Genomic DNA, 16379 nt, shown 5'->3' with positions numbered 1-16379 from the left:
AGGTTGGCAGTGCTGGCCGCTTCGCGGGTAAACCCGCGAAGAGGCCAGAACAGGCGGCCAGGATCTAGAATTTCAACTGCCACTGCCCAACCACCGCATGATTGCGGCTGTTGCTGCCCAGTTCCCCGCTGTAGCCCAGGCCCACGCTCTGCCGCGCACTCAACCCCAGGTCCAGGCCGGCTTCGACCAGCAAACTGTCGCGATCTATCGCACTGCCCTCGACATTGAACGCATCGCCCCCGGCGATGAATGCCTGCCGCGTGCGGGTATCGAGGCTGCCATAGGTGTGCCGCCAGCCCAGCGTCGCACGTGGCGTCAGGCTCATGCCGTTGTCCAGCTGCCCCAGGTGCGCCAGGCGCACACCCAAGGTGCTGCTGAGGTTGTCCTGGGTATCGGCATCCACTGCCAGTGCCGCGTCACCGCCTTGTTCGCGGTAGCTGTCGCGGTGGTAGCGGTGGTAGCCCAGGTTGGCGAATGGCTCGGCGCTCAAGCGGCCGCTGCCCATGGCATAGCCCAGTTCGACGAAAGCTTGCTGGCTGTCGGCATCGTAGTCACCCTTGAGGCGCTCGTTGAAACCGGCAAAGGCCACATCACGCTTGCTGTCGCCATCATGGCGGCTGTACGCCGCCCCCAGGCGCAGGGCCAGCGGGCCGCGCTGGTGCTGGGCATACACCCCGGCGTGCCAGCTGCGCACAGTGCCATCCAGGCCGCTGCTGTCCAGGCGTGTATGCGAGTAACCGCCGAGCACACCCAGGCGCCAGTCATCGCCCAACGCCCAGTCGATGCCCAGCACACCACCCCCGGTGCGCTGCTCCAGTGCGCTGGCACCGTGGCTGCCATCCACCTTGCCGTAGCTACCCAGTGCCTGTGCCCAGACACGCCCCTGGGCTTTCGGGTCGTTGAGGTTGCGCGCCTCGCGTGGCACGCCAGTGGCGGCCAGCACCGGGTCGTCGTTATCGTTCAGGCCCGCAATCAGGCTGCCAGTACCGGCCATCGCCTGCATGGCACCCAGCATTGTATTGCCAACCTGTGATGTGCCAGCCAGGGTGGCCGCCGCCAGGTTGGCAGTGTTGCTGGCGGAGAGCTGGGCAATGGCATCGCCGGCCCCGGCAGTGGTTGTGCCAAGCACGGCGTTGTAAAGGTTGCTGTTCTGCCCGAGGCTGGCCAGGCTGCGTGCAGCACCGGCGGCGTTGTCAGACTGTGCATAATGCTCGAAGGCTACATCGTTGCGGTCGTAGGCCAGGCCTACCGAAGTACTGGTGTAGCTCAACGTGGGGGTAAGGAAGGCATAGTCACTGGTCACCTGGGTGAACGTGCCATTGACTGCGTTGGCCGTCAGAACGGTGTAGCGGCTTTGCCACGGGTACTCGCCAGGGGTGGGCTGCACACGCAGGGTGGCGCCGTTCAGGTTGGCCGTGCCGCTGACAGTGACCGGTGCGCTGCTGCCATCGGCATTTACGCCGTACACCAGGCTTGAGCCCTGACCGAAACTCAGGTCATCCGTAACCGTAGCCACACCCAGGCCCGTGTTGGTCAGCAGGGTGCCGTCCACGTGCAGCCCGCCGACCGAGCCACCGCCGGCATAGGTGGCGCCTTGCTCCACCCGCATCTGGCCGAGAATGCTGCCCTGGTTGATCAGCGTGGCGCCCGACGTGACCACGCCACCCTGGCTGAAGTCGTTGATGCTGCTCAGGGTCCAGCTGCCACCGGTGACGTTCAGGGTTTCGAAATTGGCGCTGTTGCCAAAGCTGCCGGTGCCGTTCAAGGTCACACTGTCGGTGCCTTCGCCGCCATCGACCAGGCCGTCGAACACGCCGCCGGTCAGCACCGTCAGGCTGTCGTTGCCCGCGCCCATGCTCAGTGCCAGGCCGTTGCCGCCCCTGATGGTGCCACTGTTAGTCAGGCTGTCGTCATACTGGCCGATCAGCTTGATACCAAAGCCACTTTCGCCTTCGATGCGCCCGGCGTTGTTGATGGTGGTGGCGGCTACCCCGGCACCTTCGGCACCGTCATCCACCAGGATGCCGTTGTCGACGCTGCGAATAACCCCCGTGGCCGTGTTGACGATGCTGCCACCGCCCATGGCAATGCCTTCGCTGCCGTTCGGCCGGCCGCCGCTGTCGACACCCTTGGCACCCAGGCCCTGGATGGTTCCGGCGTTGTACACATGGCCGATGTTGTCGATATCGACGCCATCACCATCGCCGTTGATCTTGCCATCGGCGATGGCACCGGTGATGGTGCCCCAGTTGTACACCGTGCCACTGCCGTCCGAACCGAAGCCCGAACCATTGCGCCCGGTAACGCTGGCGCCTGCGTAGTTGTAGAGCGTGGCATCGGTCTTCAGGTCGACGCCGTGGCGGTCGGCACTGATGGTGCCGTGGTTGTACACGGTGACGCCGGTGGAGGTGCCGATCTTGATGCCGTCGTATTTCTGGTCCAGGCCATTCTTGTCTTGCGCAGCGGTATCGGTGTAGATCAGCCCGTAGTTGGTAACGGTGGCGTTGGAGCCGGTCTTGACCGCGTCGTTGCCCACGGCATGGATCACGCCCGTGGCTTCGTTCACCAAGGTGGTGGTGAACGCCGGGTTGTTCAGGGTTTCGAGGTCGATGGCCTGGCCTTCGACGGTGGATTCGATCGTGCCAGCGTTGACGATGCTCAGGCTGCCACCGGCAGTGGGGTTGGTCTGGAAGCGCAGGCCGTCGTTGGTGCCCTGGATCAACGCCCCGGCGTGGTTGTTGATCACGTAGTGGCTGAGGTCTTCGCCGTCATCCTTGGTGTCGATGCCGCGGCCGTCGGTGGACCGGATGATACCGGCGTTGTCGACGCTCACGGTCGCACCGCTGGTGTGCTTGGGCAGGATTACGCCGTCGTCGTCACTGGCTACGATGCTGCCGGTCGAGGTCACCTTCAAGGTGTCGGACTTCTTCAGCTCCAGTGTATCGGTGGTGGCGCTGTTGATCAGGTAATCCTTGGCAAAGGCGGCTGGCGCGAAGGCGGCACAGGCGAGGGCGATGCACAGGGCCAGGCGGTTGGGCGTGAAAGGCATTGGGCGACCACGGGTTATTGTTCAGGGGCGCCCAATATGGCCATTCGATATTACGATTTGATTGATCGTGCAGGTGTTTTCATCGCTGATTACACATGTGCACTGCTGTTGACGATACGCAGGCAAAGCGCCTCATACGGGTCCAGGTTGATCATCAAGCGCCCATCCTCGGTCAAGTCGCCCTCGACCGTTTCGTTGATCATGTCCACAACCGGCCCCGGCGTGAACCCGGTCAGTTGCAGTTCCTCGGCAATTACCACCTGGCCAAAGTTCAGCGCGCTGATCTGGATACCGCGCCCGGCCGGCAGCTCGTGCACCATCACCAGCAACCCGGGGCTAAGCACTTCAGGCACCAGCACCTGGCGGCTGGTGGCAATGCCATAGGCCTGTCGCACGGCCAGCAGCTTTTTCACCTTGCAGGCGAACGAGTCGCTGTTTTCCAGCTGGCTGTCCAGGCTGCCGTACAGGGCGCGGGCACGGGGCATGCCACGCAACGACTCTTGTGCCTGCGGGTCGAGCCCGGCCAGGTCGTAACCGCCCCGGTGAATCCAGCGGGTATCGCCATCGAGCATGCGCTCGGCGACTGCTTCGGCGGGCAAGGGCAGCGCGCCGACCAGATCCCAGCCAGACAGGGCAACCACACCTGGCTGCATGGCGTTGTACATGACCAGCAGCAGGTGCACTTTCTGGATGTGCTCGATTTCTGCCGGGCCGATTTGCTCAAGGTCGCGGATGCCCAGCGCTGCGGCAATCAGGCTGGCCGTGGTGCAAGCGATGCCATTGGTGACGAAGCGCAGGTTGTAAGGCGCGTGCTCGCCCGATAGCCGTTCGTATATCTCTTCACGGATGTGCTCGCGCAGGATGCTCCCGGGCAAGGTCTGGCCTTTGTACAGGTACATGTCGTGGGCATGCAGGGTCCAGAAATGCACCAGTTCCACAGTCAGCTCGTCGTGGTTCTGCAGGGCATGGATCAGCGAAGCGGGGTCGATGCCGAAGGCGTGCATCTCTTTGAGCATCAGGCGCAGGAATTCGGTGTCACCGGTCAGCAGCGCATGCTGATAGGCCGGCCGGGTGATGAAGTCGTAGGACAAGTCGGCCCCGCCCTTGGACATTTGCGCGATGTCGTCCAGGGTCAGGTTCAGTTCCTGGAAGCTGAAGCCGCCAGCCTTGCGGATCATGCCGCCGATCAACTGGTTGCCGACAATCGACAACGGGTGGCTTTCCGACCAGGCGGAGCCGTTGGCCCGGGTTTCCACGCCGAGGAAACCATTGGCATCCAGGCGCAGGCCGCGGGCACCCAGGCAGTCCAGGGCGTGCAGGGCATCGCCAATGATCATCTGTTGGGCGGCGAAGGTCGGGTCCAGCCAGTTCAGCGAGGGCTGGCCTTCCTTGAAGTAATGCAGGTAGGCCCAGCGGCGGGTTTTGCCGTCGACGCCGGTGACGGGGGGCGTGACGCTCCAGTCGGTTTCCTTCACGCCGGGTTCGAAGAAGATCACCCGTTGCAGCTGGCCAACGATGTAATGGCGGGCCTTGAGCTCGTCGCACTGGGCCGGCAGCAGGTTCACCGCGTCACGGCCGGCAGGCACTTGCGGCAGCAGCGGCCAGTCTTCCTCGCGGATTTCGACCATGTGGTACAGCCCCGGGTAGGGGCCGTGGGCCATTTCGGCCAGGCGGAAGTCGGCGCCCTTGCCGGTGTGCGAGGGGATCAGGTCGTCGATGGTCACCGCATTGTGGGCCGCGGCCATGCGGCTCATCTGCACCAGTTCCTGTTCGCTGCCGTAGAGCGGGTCGATATCGAAGCTGATGCGGTCGAAGTTGCCGTCCACGCTGGGGGTGAGCTCGCGACCGCGAATGCCGCCGGAGAGCTTGATCGGACCGGTGTGCAGGCCCTGGATGCCGATCTCCGACAGGCGTTTCCACAGGGCTTCGTGGGCGAGGGCGCCGAGCACCGAGCAGCCTTGCGGGGCGATGATGGCGTCGGGGTATACCGTCAGCCATACCGAGGCGATTTTGGTGGCGCGTCGTGGTTGGGCTTCGGCGTAGGGCTGTTGCCACAGGCGTGACTGGCCTGAATACAAACTGGCGCGCTCCTGCGAAGCTTTGAGCATGGCGCGGTCTTCGAGCCATTTGACGTATGACGGGTCGGGCTGGGTCATTTCGCGTCCTCTTTGCGTGTCGGCACCGGCTCAGGTTATGACGGCATTGAGTTCTGATCGTTCGGCTCGAGGTCGGTTTAGCCCTTTTCGCGGGCTTGCCCGCTCCCACAGGTACTGCACAGGTTTTAAAGTACAGGGAGATCCTGTGGGAGCGGGCGTGCCCGCGAATGGCACACCACCGATCAGGGCTTGCGAATAGGCACCCGGGCGGCCTCGCGCAAGCTCTCCAGCAAATCCAGCACCGCCCCCTCGATATGCGGCTCATCCCGCCAGCACATGCCAATCGAGCCTTCCGCTTCCAACTCGAAATCCAGCCGCTGCAGCAAACCGCGCCCATGGAAATGCTCGGCCACCCGCCCGGACGCCACGCACAGCATGTCACTGTTCTGCATCAACCACAGGTTGGCCATCAGCGACGACGATTCGATACGGCACGGCAACGGCTTGCGCCCGGCGTTGCTCAGGGCGGTGTCCAGGCGGTTGCGAATGGGCGTGGCGGGCGGCCACAGCAGCCAGTCGTACTGGTACAGGTCGTCCCAGCTCAGGCCTTTTCGCCGGGCCAAAGGATGGTCGGGGCGGGCGACCACCTGCATCGGCTCGCGGAACAGCATCTCGCTGTGCAGGGCCTGGCTCGGCTGGTAATTGTCGACACGCCCCACCACCACGTCCAGCTGGCCCAGTTGCAAACGCTCCAGCAGCACGTTCATGGTGCTTTCCTGCAGCGATACCTGCGCTTTCGGGTGTTTATCCAGGAAATACAGGATGGCATCGGGTACCAGGCTCGGTGCCGAGGCCGGTGAGGTACCGATGGCCACATTGGGCGTATTGCCTTCGCGCAAGGCATCCAGGTTGCTCTGCGCCCGCTCCATCTCGCTAAGGATTCGCCGTGCATGGTTGACCAGCAAAGTGCCCTCGGCGGTCGGCCGCAGGCCACGGGCATGGCGTTCGAACAGTAACGCGCCGGCGTCTTCTTCCAGCTCCTTGAGGAACTTCGACAGGCCTGGCTGGGTGGTATAGGCCTGCCGGGCGGTGTCGCTGAGGTTGCCGGTTTCGGCCAGTGTCACCAGCAGTTGCAGGTGGCGCGGGCGCAGGCGTCGGGTCCAGTGCATGGCATGTCTCACATCATCTTTTTTATATGGATGCATATGAAAATATCATTTTTTTTGTATGTCGCGTGGGCGTTTAATCGCTCCCACAACGGGGGCGCTGCCACTGCCATTCGTCCCTATACAGCCCACCACAGGTGAAGCGATGCATAACAACGACAACATCGGCACGGCCCGCGCCGACTTCTATCAACGTATCGACAGCCAGGCGCTGTTCCCGCTGTGGGAGCAACTGCACAACCTGGTGCCGGCTCAGCCCACTACCTCTTGCGTTCCCGCGCTCTGGCGTTTCAGCGAGGTGCGCCCGTACCTGATGGAGGCCGGCCAGCTGATCAGCGCAGAAGAGGCGGTACGCCGGGTGCTGGTGCTGGAGAACCCTGGTATCCGTGGCCAGGCCTCCATCACCCCCAGCCTGTATGCCGGTTTGCAACTGATCCTGCCGGGCGAAATTGCCCCCAGCCACCGCCACAGCCAGTCTGCGCTGCGTTTCGTGGTCGAAGGCAAGGGCGCCTATACGGCAGTGGATGGCGAGCGCACCACCATGCACCCAGGCGACTTCATCATCACCCCGTCCTGGACCTGGCACGACCATGGCAACCTGAGCGAGGCCGAGGGTGGCGAGCCGGTGATCTGGCTGGACGGCCTCGATATCCCCACCGTGCGTTTCTATGGCGCCGGCTTTGCCGAGAACTACCCCGAAGCAGTGCAGCCCGTCAGTCGCCCCGAGGGCAACAGCCTGGCCCGCTACGGCGCCAACATGCTGCCGCTGCGTCACGAAGCACGGGGCGCCACCTCGCCGATTTTCAGCTACCCCTATGCTCGCACCCGTGAAGCCCTGGCCACCCTTGAGCGCCAGGGCGAGCTGGATGCCTGGGACGGGGTGAAGCTGCGCTACGTCAACCCGGTCACTGGCGGCTGGGCCATGCCCACCATCGGCACCTGCATGCAGCTGCTGCCGCGTGGCTTTGTCGGCAAGACAGCCCGCTGCACCGACGCCACCGTGTATTCGGTGGTGGAGGGCCGGGGCCGCGCCATCATCGGTGGGCAGGCCTTCAGCTTCGAACCCAAGGACACCTTCGTGGTGCCGAGCTGGGTGCCGTTGAGCCTGCAAGCCGACGACGAGTGTGTGCTGTTCAGCTATTCCGACCGGCCTGTGCAGGAGGCCCTTGGGCTGCTGCGCGAAGCCCGCGAAGACCATTGATCCAAGGAAACCCTGCCATGACCTACCTGTTCGAACCTGCCGCCACCACCAGCTTGCCGATTGCCGGCAGTGACCAGCGTTTCCCGGTACGCCGCGTGTACTGCGTGGGCCGCAACTACGCGGCGCACGCCCGCGAAATGGGCTTTGACCCTGATCGCGAACCACCGTTCTTCTTCTGCAAGCCGGCTGACGCCGTGGTACCGGTAGCCGAGGGCCAGACCCTGGAGCTGGCCTACCCGGCCGAGACCAGCAACTACCACTACGAGATCGAGCTGGTCGCGGCCATTGGCAAAGGCGGGCGCAACATTCCGCTGGAACAGGCCAGCGACCACGTCTGGGGCTACGCGGTAGGCCTGGACATGACCCGCCGGGACCTGCAAATGAAAATGCGCGAGATGGGCCGCCCTTGGGAAATCGGCAAGGCGTTCGACGCTTCTGCGCCCATTGCACCGCTGTACCCGGCCAGCGAGGTTGGCCACCCGGCGCAGGCACGCATCTGGCTGCAGGTGGAAGGTGCGGACCGCCAGCGCAGCGACATCGACAAGCTGATCTGGTCGGTGCCGGAAACCATCGCCTACCTGTCGCGTTTTTTTGAGCTGCAACCCGGTGACCTGATCATGACCGGCACCCCCGAGGGCGTTGGCCCGGTGGTGGCGGGCGAGTTGATGGTGGGTGGTGTCGATGGCCTGGGTGAAATCCGCGTCCGCGTCATCTGATAGCCCCGGGCCGGCGCAGTCGGCCCTTCCTCCCGGTTATACACGTGGCCTGCGCCTGGCGCCGGCCCGGAGGTTTCGCTCATGTCTTCCACCGACAAAAACAATACCGTGGATGTACAAGCCTTCATCGACAGCCAGCCTGTTGCCAGCTTTCAGTGGCGCATCCTGCTGCTGTGTTTTCTGGTGACAGCCATCGATGGCCTGGACACGGCTGCCATCGGTTTCATTGCCCCGGCGCTACGCGAGCACTGGCAGATCGGCGCTGCCGACCTTGGCCCGGTGCTGGGTGCCGCGCTGGTCGGTTTGATGCTCGGCGCCTTCATGGCCGGGCCGTTGGCCGACCGTTTTGGCCGCAAGCGGGTGCTGTTGTTGTCGGTGGCCTGCTTCGGCGCCTTCAGCCTGGCCGCTGCGTTCGCCCAGGACTTGCACAGCCTGGCGTTGTTGCGGCTGCTTACAGGGCTGGGGCTGGGCGGGGCAATGCCCAATGCCATTACCCTGACCTCGGAGTATTGCCCACAACGCCGCCGCTCGCTGATGGTGACCGGCATGTTTTGCGGCTTTACGCTGGGTTCGGCGTTGGGTGGCGTGGTTGCTGCGCAGCTGTTGCCGCTGTTTGGCTGGCGCAGTGTGCTGGCGCTGGGCGGCGTCTTGCCGCTGGCGTTGCTGCCGGTACTGGTGCTGGCCCTGCCCGAGTCGGTGCGCTTTCTGGCGCGACGCAACCCGTGTGACACCAAGGCACTGGCCATCTTGCAGCGTATCGGCGCACTGCCGAGCGGTTGCCAGGGTTTGCGCATCGACGACGTTGTCGAAGGCCATTCGCCTGTGCGCCAGATTCTGGCTGCGCCATTACGTCGTGGCACCCTGGCGCTGTGGCTGGCGTTCTTCATGAGCCTGCTGATCATCTACGGCATGACCAACTGGCTGCCGCTGCTGGTGCGTGACACCGGCCTGAGCCTGAGCCAGGCGGCGTTGATCAGTGCGCTGTTCCAGATTGGCGGCACCCTGGGGGCGCTGTGCCTGGGCGCGGCCATGGACCGCTTCAACCCGCACCGGGTACTGGTGCTGGCCTTGCTCGGCGGCGCAGCGTGCCTGTTTGCCATCGGCCAGAGCCATGGCGACTACGCACTGCTGGGCCTGACCGTGGCCGGCATGGGCTTTTGCATCAGTGGTTCGCAGGTAGGCGCCAATGCCCTGGCTGCTGCGTTCTACCCAACCAGCAGCCGCGCCACCGGGGTGAGCTGGGCGCACGGGGTAGGGCGCATCGGCTCGGTGTGCGGCACCTTTGGCGGCGCATTGCTGATGGATGCCGGGCTGTCCTTCGAGGTGCTGTTCGGTGTGCTCATGCTGCCCGCCGTACTGGCTGCTGCGGCGATTTTCTTCAAGGGCATGCGGCCGGCTGCCGTGCTGCACGCCAACCTCCACATCACGCTCTGATCCAGCAGGACTACTGCCATGCAGCTTTACAGCTTTTTCAACAGTTCCACCTCGTACCGGGTACGCATTGCCCTGGCACTCAAAGGCCTGGAGGTGGATTACCACGGCATCAACCTGCGGGCCGGCGAGCAACGCCAGGCGCAGCACCGTGAACTCAGCCCGATCGGTGGCGTACCCGTACTGGTCGGCAACGACGGCATCAGCCTGACCCAGTCGCTGGCCATCATCGACTACCTCGACGCGCAGTACCCCCAGGCGCCGTTGTTGCCCAGGCAGCCGCTGCTGCGCGCACGGGTGCTGGAAGTTGCACAACTGATCGCCTGCGATATCCACCCGTTGAACAATGTGCGTGTGCTGGGCTACCTGCAGCGGGTGCTGGAAGTGGGCGCTGAGGATAAAGACCGCTGGTACGCCCATTGGGTGGCCGAGGGCCTGGCTGCGCTCGAAGCCTTGCTCCAACGCCATGGCGCTGGCCCGTACTGCTTTGGTGAGCAACCCACCCTGGCGGATTGCTGCCTGGTGCCGCAAGTGGCCAACGCCGAGCGCATGGGCTGCGACCTGCAAGCCTACCCGCGGGTAATGGCGGTGTACGAGCACTGCCAGGCACAACCCGCGTTCGAGCGCGCGGCTCCAGGTCGCCAACCTGATTTCATCCAATAAGAAACGCAGCCTGTACGGAGACCCCAAACATGACTGCCAAACAACAAAAAATCATCCTCGTCGGCGGCGGCATCGGTGGCCTTGCAGCCGCCCAGGCCCTGACCGCGCAAGGTATCCAGGTGCTGCTGCTGGAGCAGGCCGACCATATCGGTGAGATCGGCGCGGGCATTCAGCTTGGCCCCAACGCCTATGCCGCGCTGGATGCCCTGGGCGTCGGTGATGCAGCGCGCAACCGCTCGGTGTTCACCGACCACCTGATCATGATGGATGCCATCGATGCCCACGAGGTGGGGCGCATCGAGGTGGGTGAGCGTTTCCGCCAGCGCTTCGGCAACCCGTACGGCGTGATCCACCGTGCCGACATTCACCTGTCGATCCTGCAAGCCGTGCAGCAGAACCCGCTGATCCGCTTCCAGACCTCGACCCACATCGCCGGCATGGAGATGGACGACCAGGGCGTGACCCTGACCGACAGCAAGGGCAACCGTTACCAGGCCGACGCAGTCATCGGCTGCGACGGCGTCAAGTCGGTGATCCGTGAGCGCATGGTCGGCGACCCGGCGCGGGTCACCGGGCATGTGGTGTACCGCGCAGTAGTGGATGTGCAGAACATGCCCGAAGACCTGCGCGTCAACGCCCCTATGCTGTGGGCGGGCCCCCGTTGCCACCTGGTGCATTACCCGCTGCGCGGCGGCCAGCAGTACAACCTGGTGGTGACCTTCCACAGCCGCAACGAGGAACAGTGGGGTGTGACCGATGGCAGCAAGGAAGAGGTGCTGTCGTACTTCGAGGGCATTCATGAACGGCCACGGCAGATGCTCGACCGGCCAACTTCCTGGCGCCGCTGGGCCACTGCCGACCGCGACCCGGTGGAGCAGTGGGGCGAAGGGCGGGCGACCTTGCTGGGTGACGCCGCACACCCGATGACCCAGTACCTGGCCCAGGGGGCGTGCATGGCACTGGAAGATGCGGTGGTGCTGGGGCAGGCAGTGAAGGCGTGTGAGCATGACCTGCAGGCGGCATTCCGCTTGTACGAGTCGATCCGTATTCCGCGTACGGCGCGGGTGTTGTGGTCGGCGCGGGAAATGGGGCGGCTGTACCATGCCAAGGGCGTTGAGCGGCTGGTGCGCAACCAGTTGTGGGCAGGGCGTTCGCAAGAGCAGTTTCACGATGCGGTGCAGTGGTTGTACGGCTGGAACATCGACAGCTGCCTGAAGCACTGATTGCAGGCTCAACGCCGGGCAGACAACTGCTGCGGCGCCAGAAATGCATCATGGAAGTAGTTGCGCACGGCCTGCATCGCCGGGCTGAACGCCCGTTCCCGATGCCAGGCCAGCCCTACGCTCATTGGCGTCACCGGGTCGCTGATGGTCACTGTCTCGATGCGCTTGCCCTCCAGAGACCAGGGCCTGTGCACCAGGTCCGACAGGATGGCCACGCCACTGCCATTGGCGACCATGCTGCGCACTGCCTCCACCGAACTGGTGCGCACCCGCACGCTCGGGCGCTGCCCGGCCTGCTCCCAATAACGCATGGCGCTCTGTTCGGCTTCGTCCACGGTCAGCAGGATGAACGGCTCGCAGGCCACATCGGCCAGGCTCACCGACGAGCGCTCGCACAGCGGGTGGTGGCCGGGCAGCCACAGCCGGCGCTCGGAGTTGAACAGCGTCTCCGAGACAATATCAGGGTGGGTGAGGTTGGCAGTGAGCACTACCGCCATGTCGAAACGCCCCTCCAGCAAGCCTTGTTCAATGGCGCTGCGTTCCTGCTCGTACAGCTCCAGGGTCACGTCCGGGTGCCAGTGCTCAAGCCGCTGCAAGTGGTGAGGCAGGAAGTAGCCGATCACCGTGTAACTGGCCGCCAGGCGCAGCAGGCCATTGGCACGCACGTCCGGCAGCGGGCTGTTCAGGGCGTCATCGACGCTGCGCAAGATCACATAGGCGCGGTTCAGAAAGTGCCGGCCGGCCTCAGTCAGGTTCATGCCCTGGGCCGAACGCTGGAACAGCAGCACACCCAGCATGGCCTCTAGCTCCTTGATCGCCGTGGTCACCGCCGACTGCGAAATGTTCAGGTGGATGGCCGCCTGGGAAATCTGGCCGATCTCGGCAGTGGCAACGAAATAGCGGACCTGGCGCAGGGTCAGTGACACGGTAGGCTCCTGGGGTATCTGATTTTCCGAAGACACCCTATCTGTTTATAGATCTTCCCAAGGGGGTGAGGAGAATCTAACGTGGCTGGCATGCAGTCACAAGCGCCAGGAGAAGCAGTCATGCAGGTGGTGGATTTCAACTCGGACATGGGCGAGGGGTTTGGCCCATGGACCATTGGCGACGGCGTCGATAACGAGCTGATGGGCTACATCAGCAGCGCCAACATCGCCACCGGCTTCCATGCCGGCGACCCCGGCACCATGCGCCGCACCGTGGAGCGGGCCAAAGCCCTGGGTGTGGCAGTGGGTGCGCACCCGGGTTTCCGTGATCTGGTCGGTTTCGGCCGCAGGCATATCAACGCGCCTGCCCAGGAGCTGGTCGACGACATGCTCTACCAGCTGGGCGCCCTGCGGGAAATTGCCCGCGCCCAAGGCGTGCGCCTGCAGCACATCAAGCCGCACGGCGCGCTGTACATGCACCTGGCACGTGACGAAGCTGCCGCGCGGTTGCTGGTGGAAAACCTGCGGGTGATCGAGCCTGAACTGCTGTTGTATTGCATGCCGGGCTCGGTGATTTGCCATATTGCCCAGGCGCTCGGCCAACCGGTGGTTCGCGAGTTCTACGCCGACCGCGAGTACGACCTGAGCGGCTCCATCGTGTTTACCCGCAATGTGCGTGGCTACGACCCCAAGGCTGTTGCAGACCGGGTATTGCGCGCTTGCCAGCAAGGCGTGGTACGCACGGTCGAAGGCCAGGACCTGGCCATCGCGTTCGATTCCATCTGCCTGCACAGCGATACCCCCGGTGCGCTCGACCTGGTCGAAACCACGCGCAAGGCGCTGGACGCGGCGGGGATCGTGGTGCGCGCGCCGCGCTGAGTCGAGAGGTATCCGGCCGGTACAGGCCGGAGCCCGTGCATTTTGTTTTCGCCTGCCTTTCTATAAAGATTCCAAGAAAAGGAACAGTCATGGCCGAACCGCTTGCTACAACCCCGATCCGCTACAGCTTCGGCGCCGACGAGCATCTGTTTGCCGAAGTCAGCGAAAGCATGTCGCTGGAAGCCTTCTTCAAGGGCATGGCCGTCACCCGCGCAGTGGAGCGGTTGGCCCTGGATGGCGTGCTGGACGTGTGCCTGGCCAACGCCTCGTTCCAGATCCGCTTTGACCCGGATCGCATTGCGCCGCAGGCGCTGCTCGAAGCGGTGCAAGGCGCCGAAGCGCAGGCGGTGGCCGAGCGCTCGTTGCAGACGCGGATCATCGAGATCCCGGTGCTGTACAACGACCCGTGGACCCATGAAACCCTGATGCGTTTCCGCGACCGCCATCAGGACCCGGACAGCACTGACCTTGAGTATGCGGCGCGTATCAACGGCCTGGCCGATGTGGACGTATTCATCGCCGCCCACAGTGGCGCGCCCTGGTTCGTATCGATGGTCGGTTTCGTGGCTGGCCTGCCGTTCATGTTCCAGATGGTCGAGCGCGAGCGGCAACTGGAGGTGCCCAAATACCTGCGCCCGCGCACCGACACCCCCAAGCTCACCTTGGGCCATGGCGGTTGCTTCGGTTGCATCTACTCGGTGCGCGGGGCAGGGGGCTACCAGATGTTCGGCGTCACCCCGGCACCGATCTACGACCCGCAGCAAACGCTGAATTACCTGAAGCAGCACATGGTGTTCTTCCGCCCAGGCGACATCGTGCAATTCAAGCCCATCGACCGCAGGGCCTACGACCAGGCGGTGGCGGATGTGGAGGAGGGCCGTTTCGACCTGCGCATTCGCCCGGTGGAGTTTTCTCTGGATGCCTTCCTCGCCGACCCGGTCGGCTACCCCAAATCGTTGCAGGAGGTGCTGGCATGATCAAGGTGATCAAACCCGGGCTGGCCACCTCGGTCCAGGACCTGGGCCGTGAAGGCTATTACCACCTCGGCATTCCGCCGTCCGGCGCGCTTGATCAGTATGCCTTGTGCGCTGCCAACCACCTGGTGGGCAACCCGGCCGGTGCGGCTGGCCTGGAGTGCGCGCTGGTGGGGCCGGAGCTGGAATTTCAGCAGGATGCGCTGGTGGCCGTATGCGGTGCACAGATGCCGGCGTTGCTGGATGGCCGCGAGCAACGCCCGGACACGGCGTTTGCCGTGCGTGCCGGGCAGGTGCTGCGCTTTGGCTTTCCCACCGCGGGGGCCAGGGCGTATGTGGCCGTGGCGGGCGGCATCGATGTGCCCGAGGTGCTTGGCAGCCGTTCTACCTACGCGCTGGGCGCCTTGGGTGGCTTGCACGGGCGCAAGTTGATGGCCGGCGACCTGTTGCCGGTCGGCGTCGCGAGTGGCAAGACCCGGGCCGGAGCAAGCTTGCCCATGGCCCTGCGCCAGGCTCTGGGTGGCGAGGTCGTGTTGCGGGTAGTGCCAGGGCTGTATTTCCATCGTCTGACCGAAGCTGCGGCGCAAAGCTTCTTTACCCAGGCCTGGACTGTCGGCTCCGAGGCGGACCGTATCGGCTACCGTTACAAAGGTGGCAGCGCCTTGAGCTTCCAGCCACGGGAGCAACCATTTGGTGCAGGTTCCGACCCTTCCAACATCGTTGACAGCTGCTACCCGATCGGCTCGATCCAGGTGCCTGCGGGCCTGGAGCCGATCATTCTGCACCGTGATGCCGTGTCCGGTGGTGGTTACGCCATGATCGGCACGGTGATCAGCGCCGACCTCGACCTGATCGGCCAGATGCAGCCCAACCAGCAGGCACGGTTCCTGGCGGTTAGCCTGGAGCAGGCACTGGAAGCGCGGCGCTCGTACAAGAAAAAGCTGGCGTGTGTTGCCAAGCTATTTGCCTGACTTTTATATAAACGGGCCCGCTCTCCCTAGGGGCCCATTGCGTACATGCATTTATCAAAATGTTGCCAGAGAAATGTCTGGTAACTCGAAGAAGAGACGGATCCTACAACCGTTTAGGAAGCCCCAGACTCCTTGAAGAATTGATTCCCCGATAGTGTTCGTGTCTTCAGCCTGCTGGTAGACAAGGACCCTTCATGCCCGGCCCAACCGATACCCCTCCGGTAAAACCCGAGGGCGCTGCCGATGCCCGCGATGTAACCGAAAACACCCTGCACGGGATGCTTGACGGCCCGCAGGATACCCTCTCGCCTTACCCGGCCGACGAGGGAAGGCAAGCCGATCAGCCGGACTACGAAGGCTACCCCGCCGACCCGGAGTTCCAGATACGTGGCGCCTTCAAAAACCTGATGCTCGACGCGGCAACTCCGCTGTTCGGCCTGGTCATTCGCCTGCGCACGCTGGATGACCTGCCCAACATCGCCTACGTGCACAAGACCGTGCAGCAACAGGTCCGCAACATCCGCGAAGAGATCCGCCAGCACGGCTACCCCATTGCCCAGCAGGAAGTCTATTCCTACGGCCTTTGCCTGTTCCTGGACGAGGCCGTGATGAGCCGCCCATGGGGCAACCCTTCGTGCTGGAGCCACGAACCGCTGCTCAGCATCTTCCACGACGAAACCCAGGGCGGCGAAAAGATCTTCGTGCTGATCGAACGGGTCCTGCAGTCGCCCAAGGAATTCCAGGATGTGCTGGAGTTCCTGTACTTCTGCATCTGCCTGGGCCTCAGGGGCAAATACGCCCTCGACCCCAAGTGCGATGACATCGCCGCTGCCCTGATCTCGCGCATGCACAAGGTGATCCGTGAGCTGCGCGGCCCCGTGCCGGAAGAGCTGTGCGACCCCTACAGCAACGTCGTCGATCGCCCCTACCGCGGGCCAGGCCGGGAATGGCCCTGGTGGAGCCCGCTGGTGCTCTCGGCCATCGCCATGGTCTGCGCCTACAGCTATTACAGCTACCGCCTCGACCTGATCAGCGCCGAAGTGCTGGAAGCACTCGACGCCATCATCCAGCAGTAGCGGGGATG

General features: G+C 64.1%; 13 protein-coding genes. 9 read left to right on the top strand and 4 right to left on the bottom strand.

Annotation, left to right across the window (positions count from 1 at the left end):
• Positions 1 to 64: 64 nt before the first annotated feature.
• The 3 genes from ACQKPZ_RS07195 to ACQKPZ_RS07185 all read right to left on the bottom strand — a co-directional run bounded on the left by ACQKPZ_RS07195 (position 65) and on the right by ACQKPZ_RS07185 (position 6314).
• On the bottom strand, positions 65 to 3049 hold the full coding sequence (locus ACQKPZ_RS07195) for an autotransporter outer membrane beta-barrel domain-containing protein (RefSeq protein ID WP_427536484.1): 2985 nt from the start codon (positions 3047 to 3049) through the stop codon (positions 65 to 67).
• 89 nt (positions 3050 to 3138) lie between these two features.
• Positions 3139 to 5205: a maltose alpha-D-glucosyltransferase gene (gene treS, locus ACQKPZ_RS07190; protein ID WP_427536482.1), complete on the bottom strand. Its 2067-nt coding sequence runs from the start codon at positions 5203 to 5205 to the stop codon at positions 3139 to 3141.
• Positions 5206 to 5387: 182 nt separating this feature from the next.
• Positions 5388 to 6314, bottom strand: a complete 927-nt coding sequence (locus ACQKPZ_RS07185) for a LysR substrate-binding domain-containing protein (RefSeq protein ID WP_427536480.1) — start codon at positions 6312 to 6314, stop codon at positions 5388 to 5390.
• Positions 6315 to 6456: 142 nt separating this feature from the next.
• Between ACQKPZ_RS07185 and gtdA the strand changes: the two genes are divergently transcribed.
• The 5 genes from gtdA to ACQKPZ_RS07160 all read left to right on the top strand — a co-directional run bounded on the left by gtdA (position 6457) and on the right by ACQKPZ_RS07160 (position 11545).
• A complete protein-coding gene (gtdA, locus tag ACQKPZ_RS07180; protein WP_427536478.1) occupies positions 6457 to 7512 on the top strand; it encodes a gentisate 1,2-dioxygenase in 1056 nt (351 codons plus the stop codon).
• A 17-nt stretch (positions 7513 to 7529) separates the two neighbouring features.
• Complete coding sequence (locus ACQKPZ_RS07175) at positions 7530 to 8228, top strand: fumarylacetoacetate hydrolase family protein (protein ID WP_427536476.1); 699 nt, start codon at positions 7530 to 7532, stop codon at positions 8226 to 8228.
• 81 nt (positions 8229 to 8309) lie between these two features.
• Positions 8310 to 9662, top strand: coding sequence for an MFS transporter (locus ACQKPZ_RS07170; protein ID WP_427536474.1), 1353 nt, complete (start codon positions 8310 to 8312; stop codon positions 9660 to 9662).
• A gap of 18 nt (positions 9663 to 9680) precedes the next feature.
• Positions 9681 to 10322: a maleylacetoacetate isomerase gene (gene maiA / locus ACQKPZ_RS07165; protein ID WP_427536472.1), complete on the top strand. Its 642-nt coding sequence runs from the start codon at positions 9681 to 9683 to the stop codon at positions 10320 to 10322.
• Between the two features lie 29 nt (positions 10323 to 10351).
• Entirely contained in the window at positions 10352 to 11545 is a 1194-nt protein-coding gene (locus ACQKPZ_RS07160; RefSeq protein ID WP_427536470.1) for a 3-hydroxybenzoate 6-monooxygenase, read from the top strand.
• 8 nt (positions 11546 to 11553) lie between these two features.
• Here ACQKPZ_RS07160 and ACQKPZ_RS07155 read toward each other — a convergent pair whose 3' ends face one another.
• A complete protein-coding gene (locus ACQKPZ_RS07155) occupies positions 11554 to 12471 on the bottom strand; it encodes a LysR family transcriptional regulator (protein ID WP_391134818.1) in 918 nt (305 codons plus the stop codon).
• A 120-nt stretch (positions 12472 to 12591) separates the two neighbouring features.
• On the opposite strand from ACQKPZ_RS07155, the gene ACQKPZ_RS07150 reads away from it, so the two are divergent.
• The 4 genes from ACQKPZ_RS07150 to icmH all read left to right on the top strand — a co-directional run bounded on the left by ACQKPZ_RS07150 (position 12592) and on the right by icmH (position 16371).
• A complete protein-coding gene (locus tag ACQKPZ_RS07150) occupies positions 12592 to 13350 on the top strand; it encodes a 5-oxoprolinase subunit PxpA (RefSeq protein ID WP_391134822.1) in 759 nt (252 codons plus the stop codon).
• 89 nt (positions 13351 to 13439) lie between these two features.
• Positions 13440 to 14327: a 5-oxoprolinase subunit B family protein gene (locus tag ACQKPZ_RS07145; RefSeq protein ID WP_427536468.1), complete on the top strand. Its 888-nt coding sequence runs from the start codon at positions 13440 to 13442 to the stop codon at positions 14325 to 14327.
• Entirely contained in the window at positions 14324 to 15295 is a 972-nt protein-coding gene (locus ACQKPZ_RS07140) for a biotin-dependent carboxyltransferase family protein (protein ID WP_427536466.1), read from the top strand. Before ACQKPZ_RS07145 ends, ACQKPZ_RS07140 begins: the two co-directional genes overlap by 4 nt.
• A gap of 194 nt (positions 15296 to 15489) precedes the next feature.
• Positions 15490 to 16371 carry a type IVB secretion system protein IcmH/DotU gene (gene icmH / locus ACQKPZ_RS07135; protein WP_427536464.1) on the top strand — a complete coding sequence of 294 codons (882 nt, stop codon included), beginning with the start codon at positions 15490 to 15492 and terminating at the stop codon, positions 16369 to 16371.
• The last annotated feature ends 8 nt before the right edge of the window (positions 16372 to 16379 follow it).

Origin of the sequence: Pseudomonas sp. NPDC089547 (assembly GCF_050280665.1) — a bacterium.
Classification (GTDB): Bacteria; Pseudomonadota; Gammaproteobacteria; order Pseudomonadales; family Pseudomonadaceae; genus Aquipseudomonas.
The sequence above is the reverse complement of the archived record's forward strand: the minus strand, read 5'-3'. Positions and strand labels throughout refer to the sequence as shown.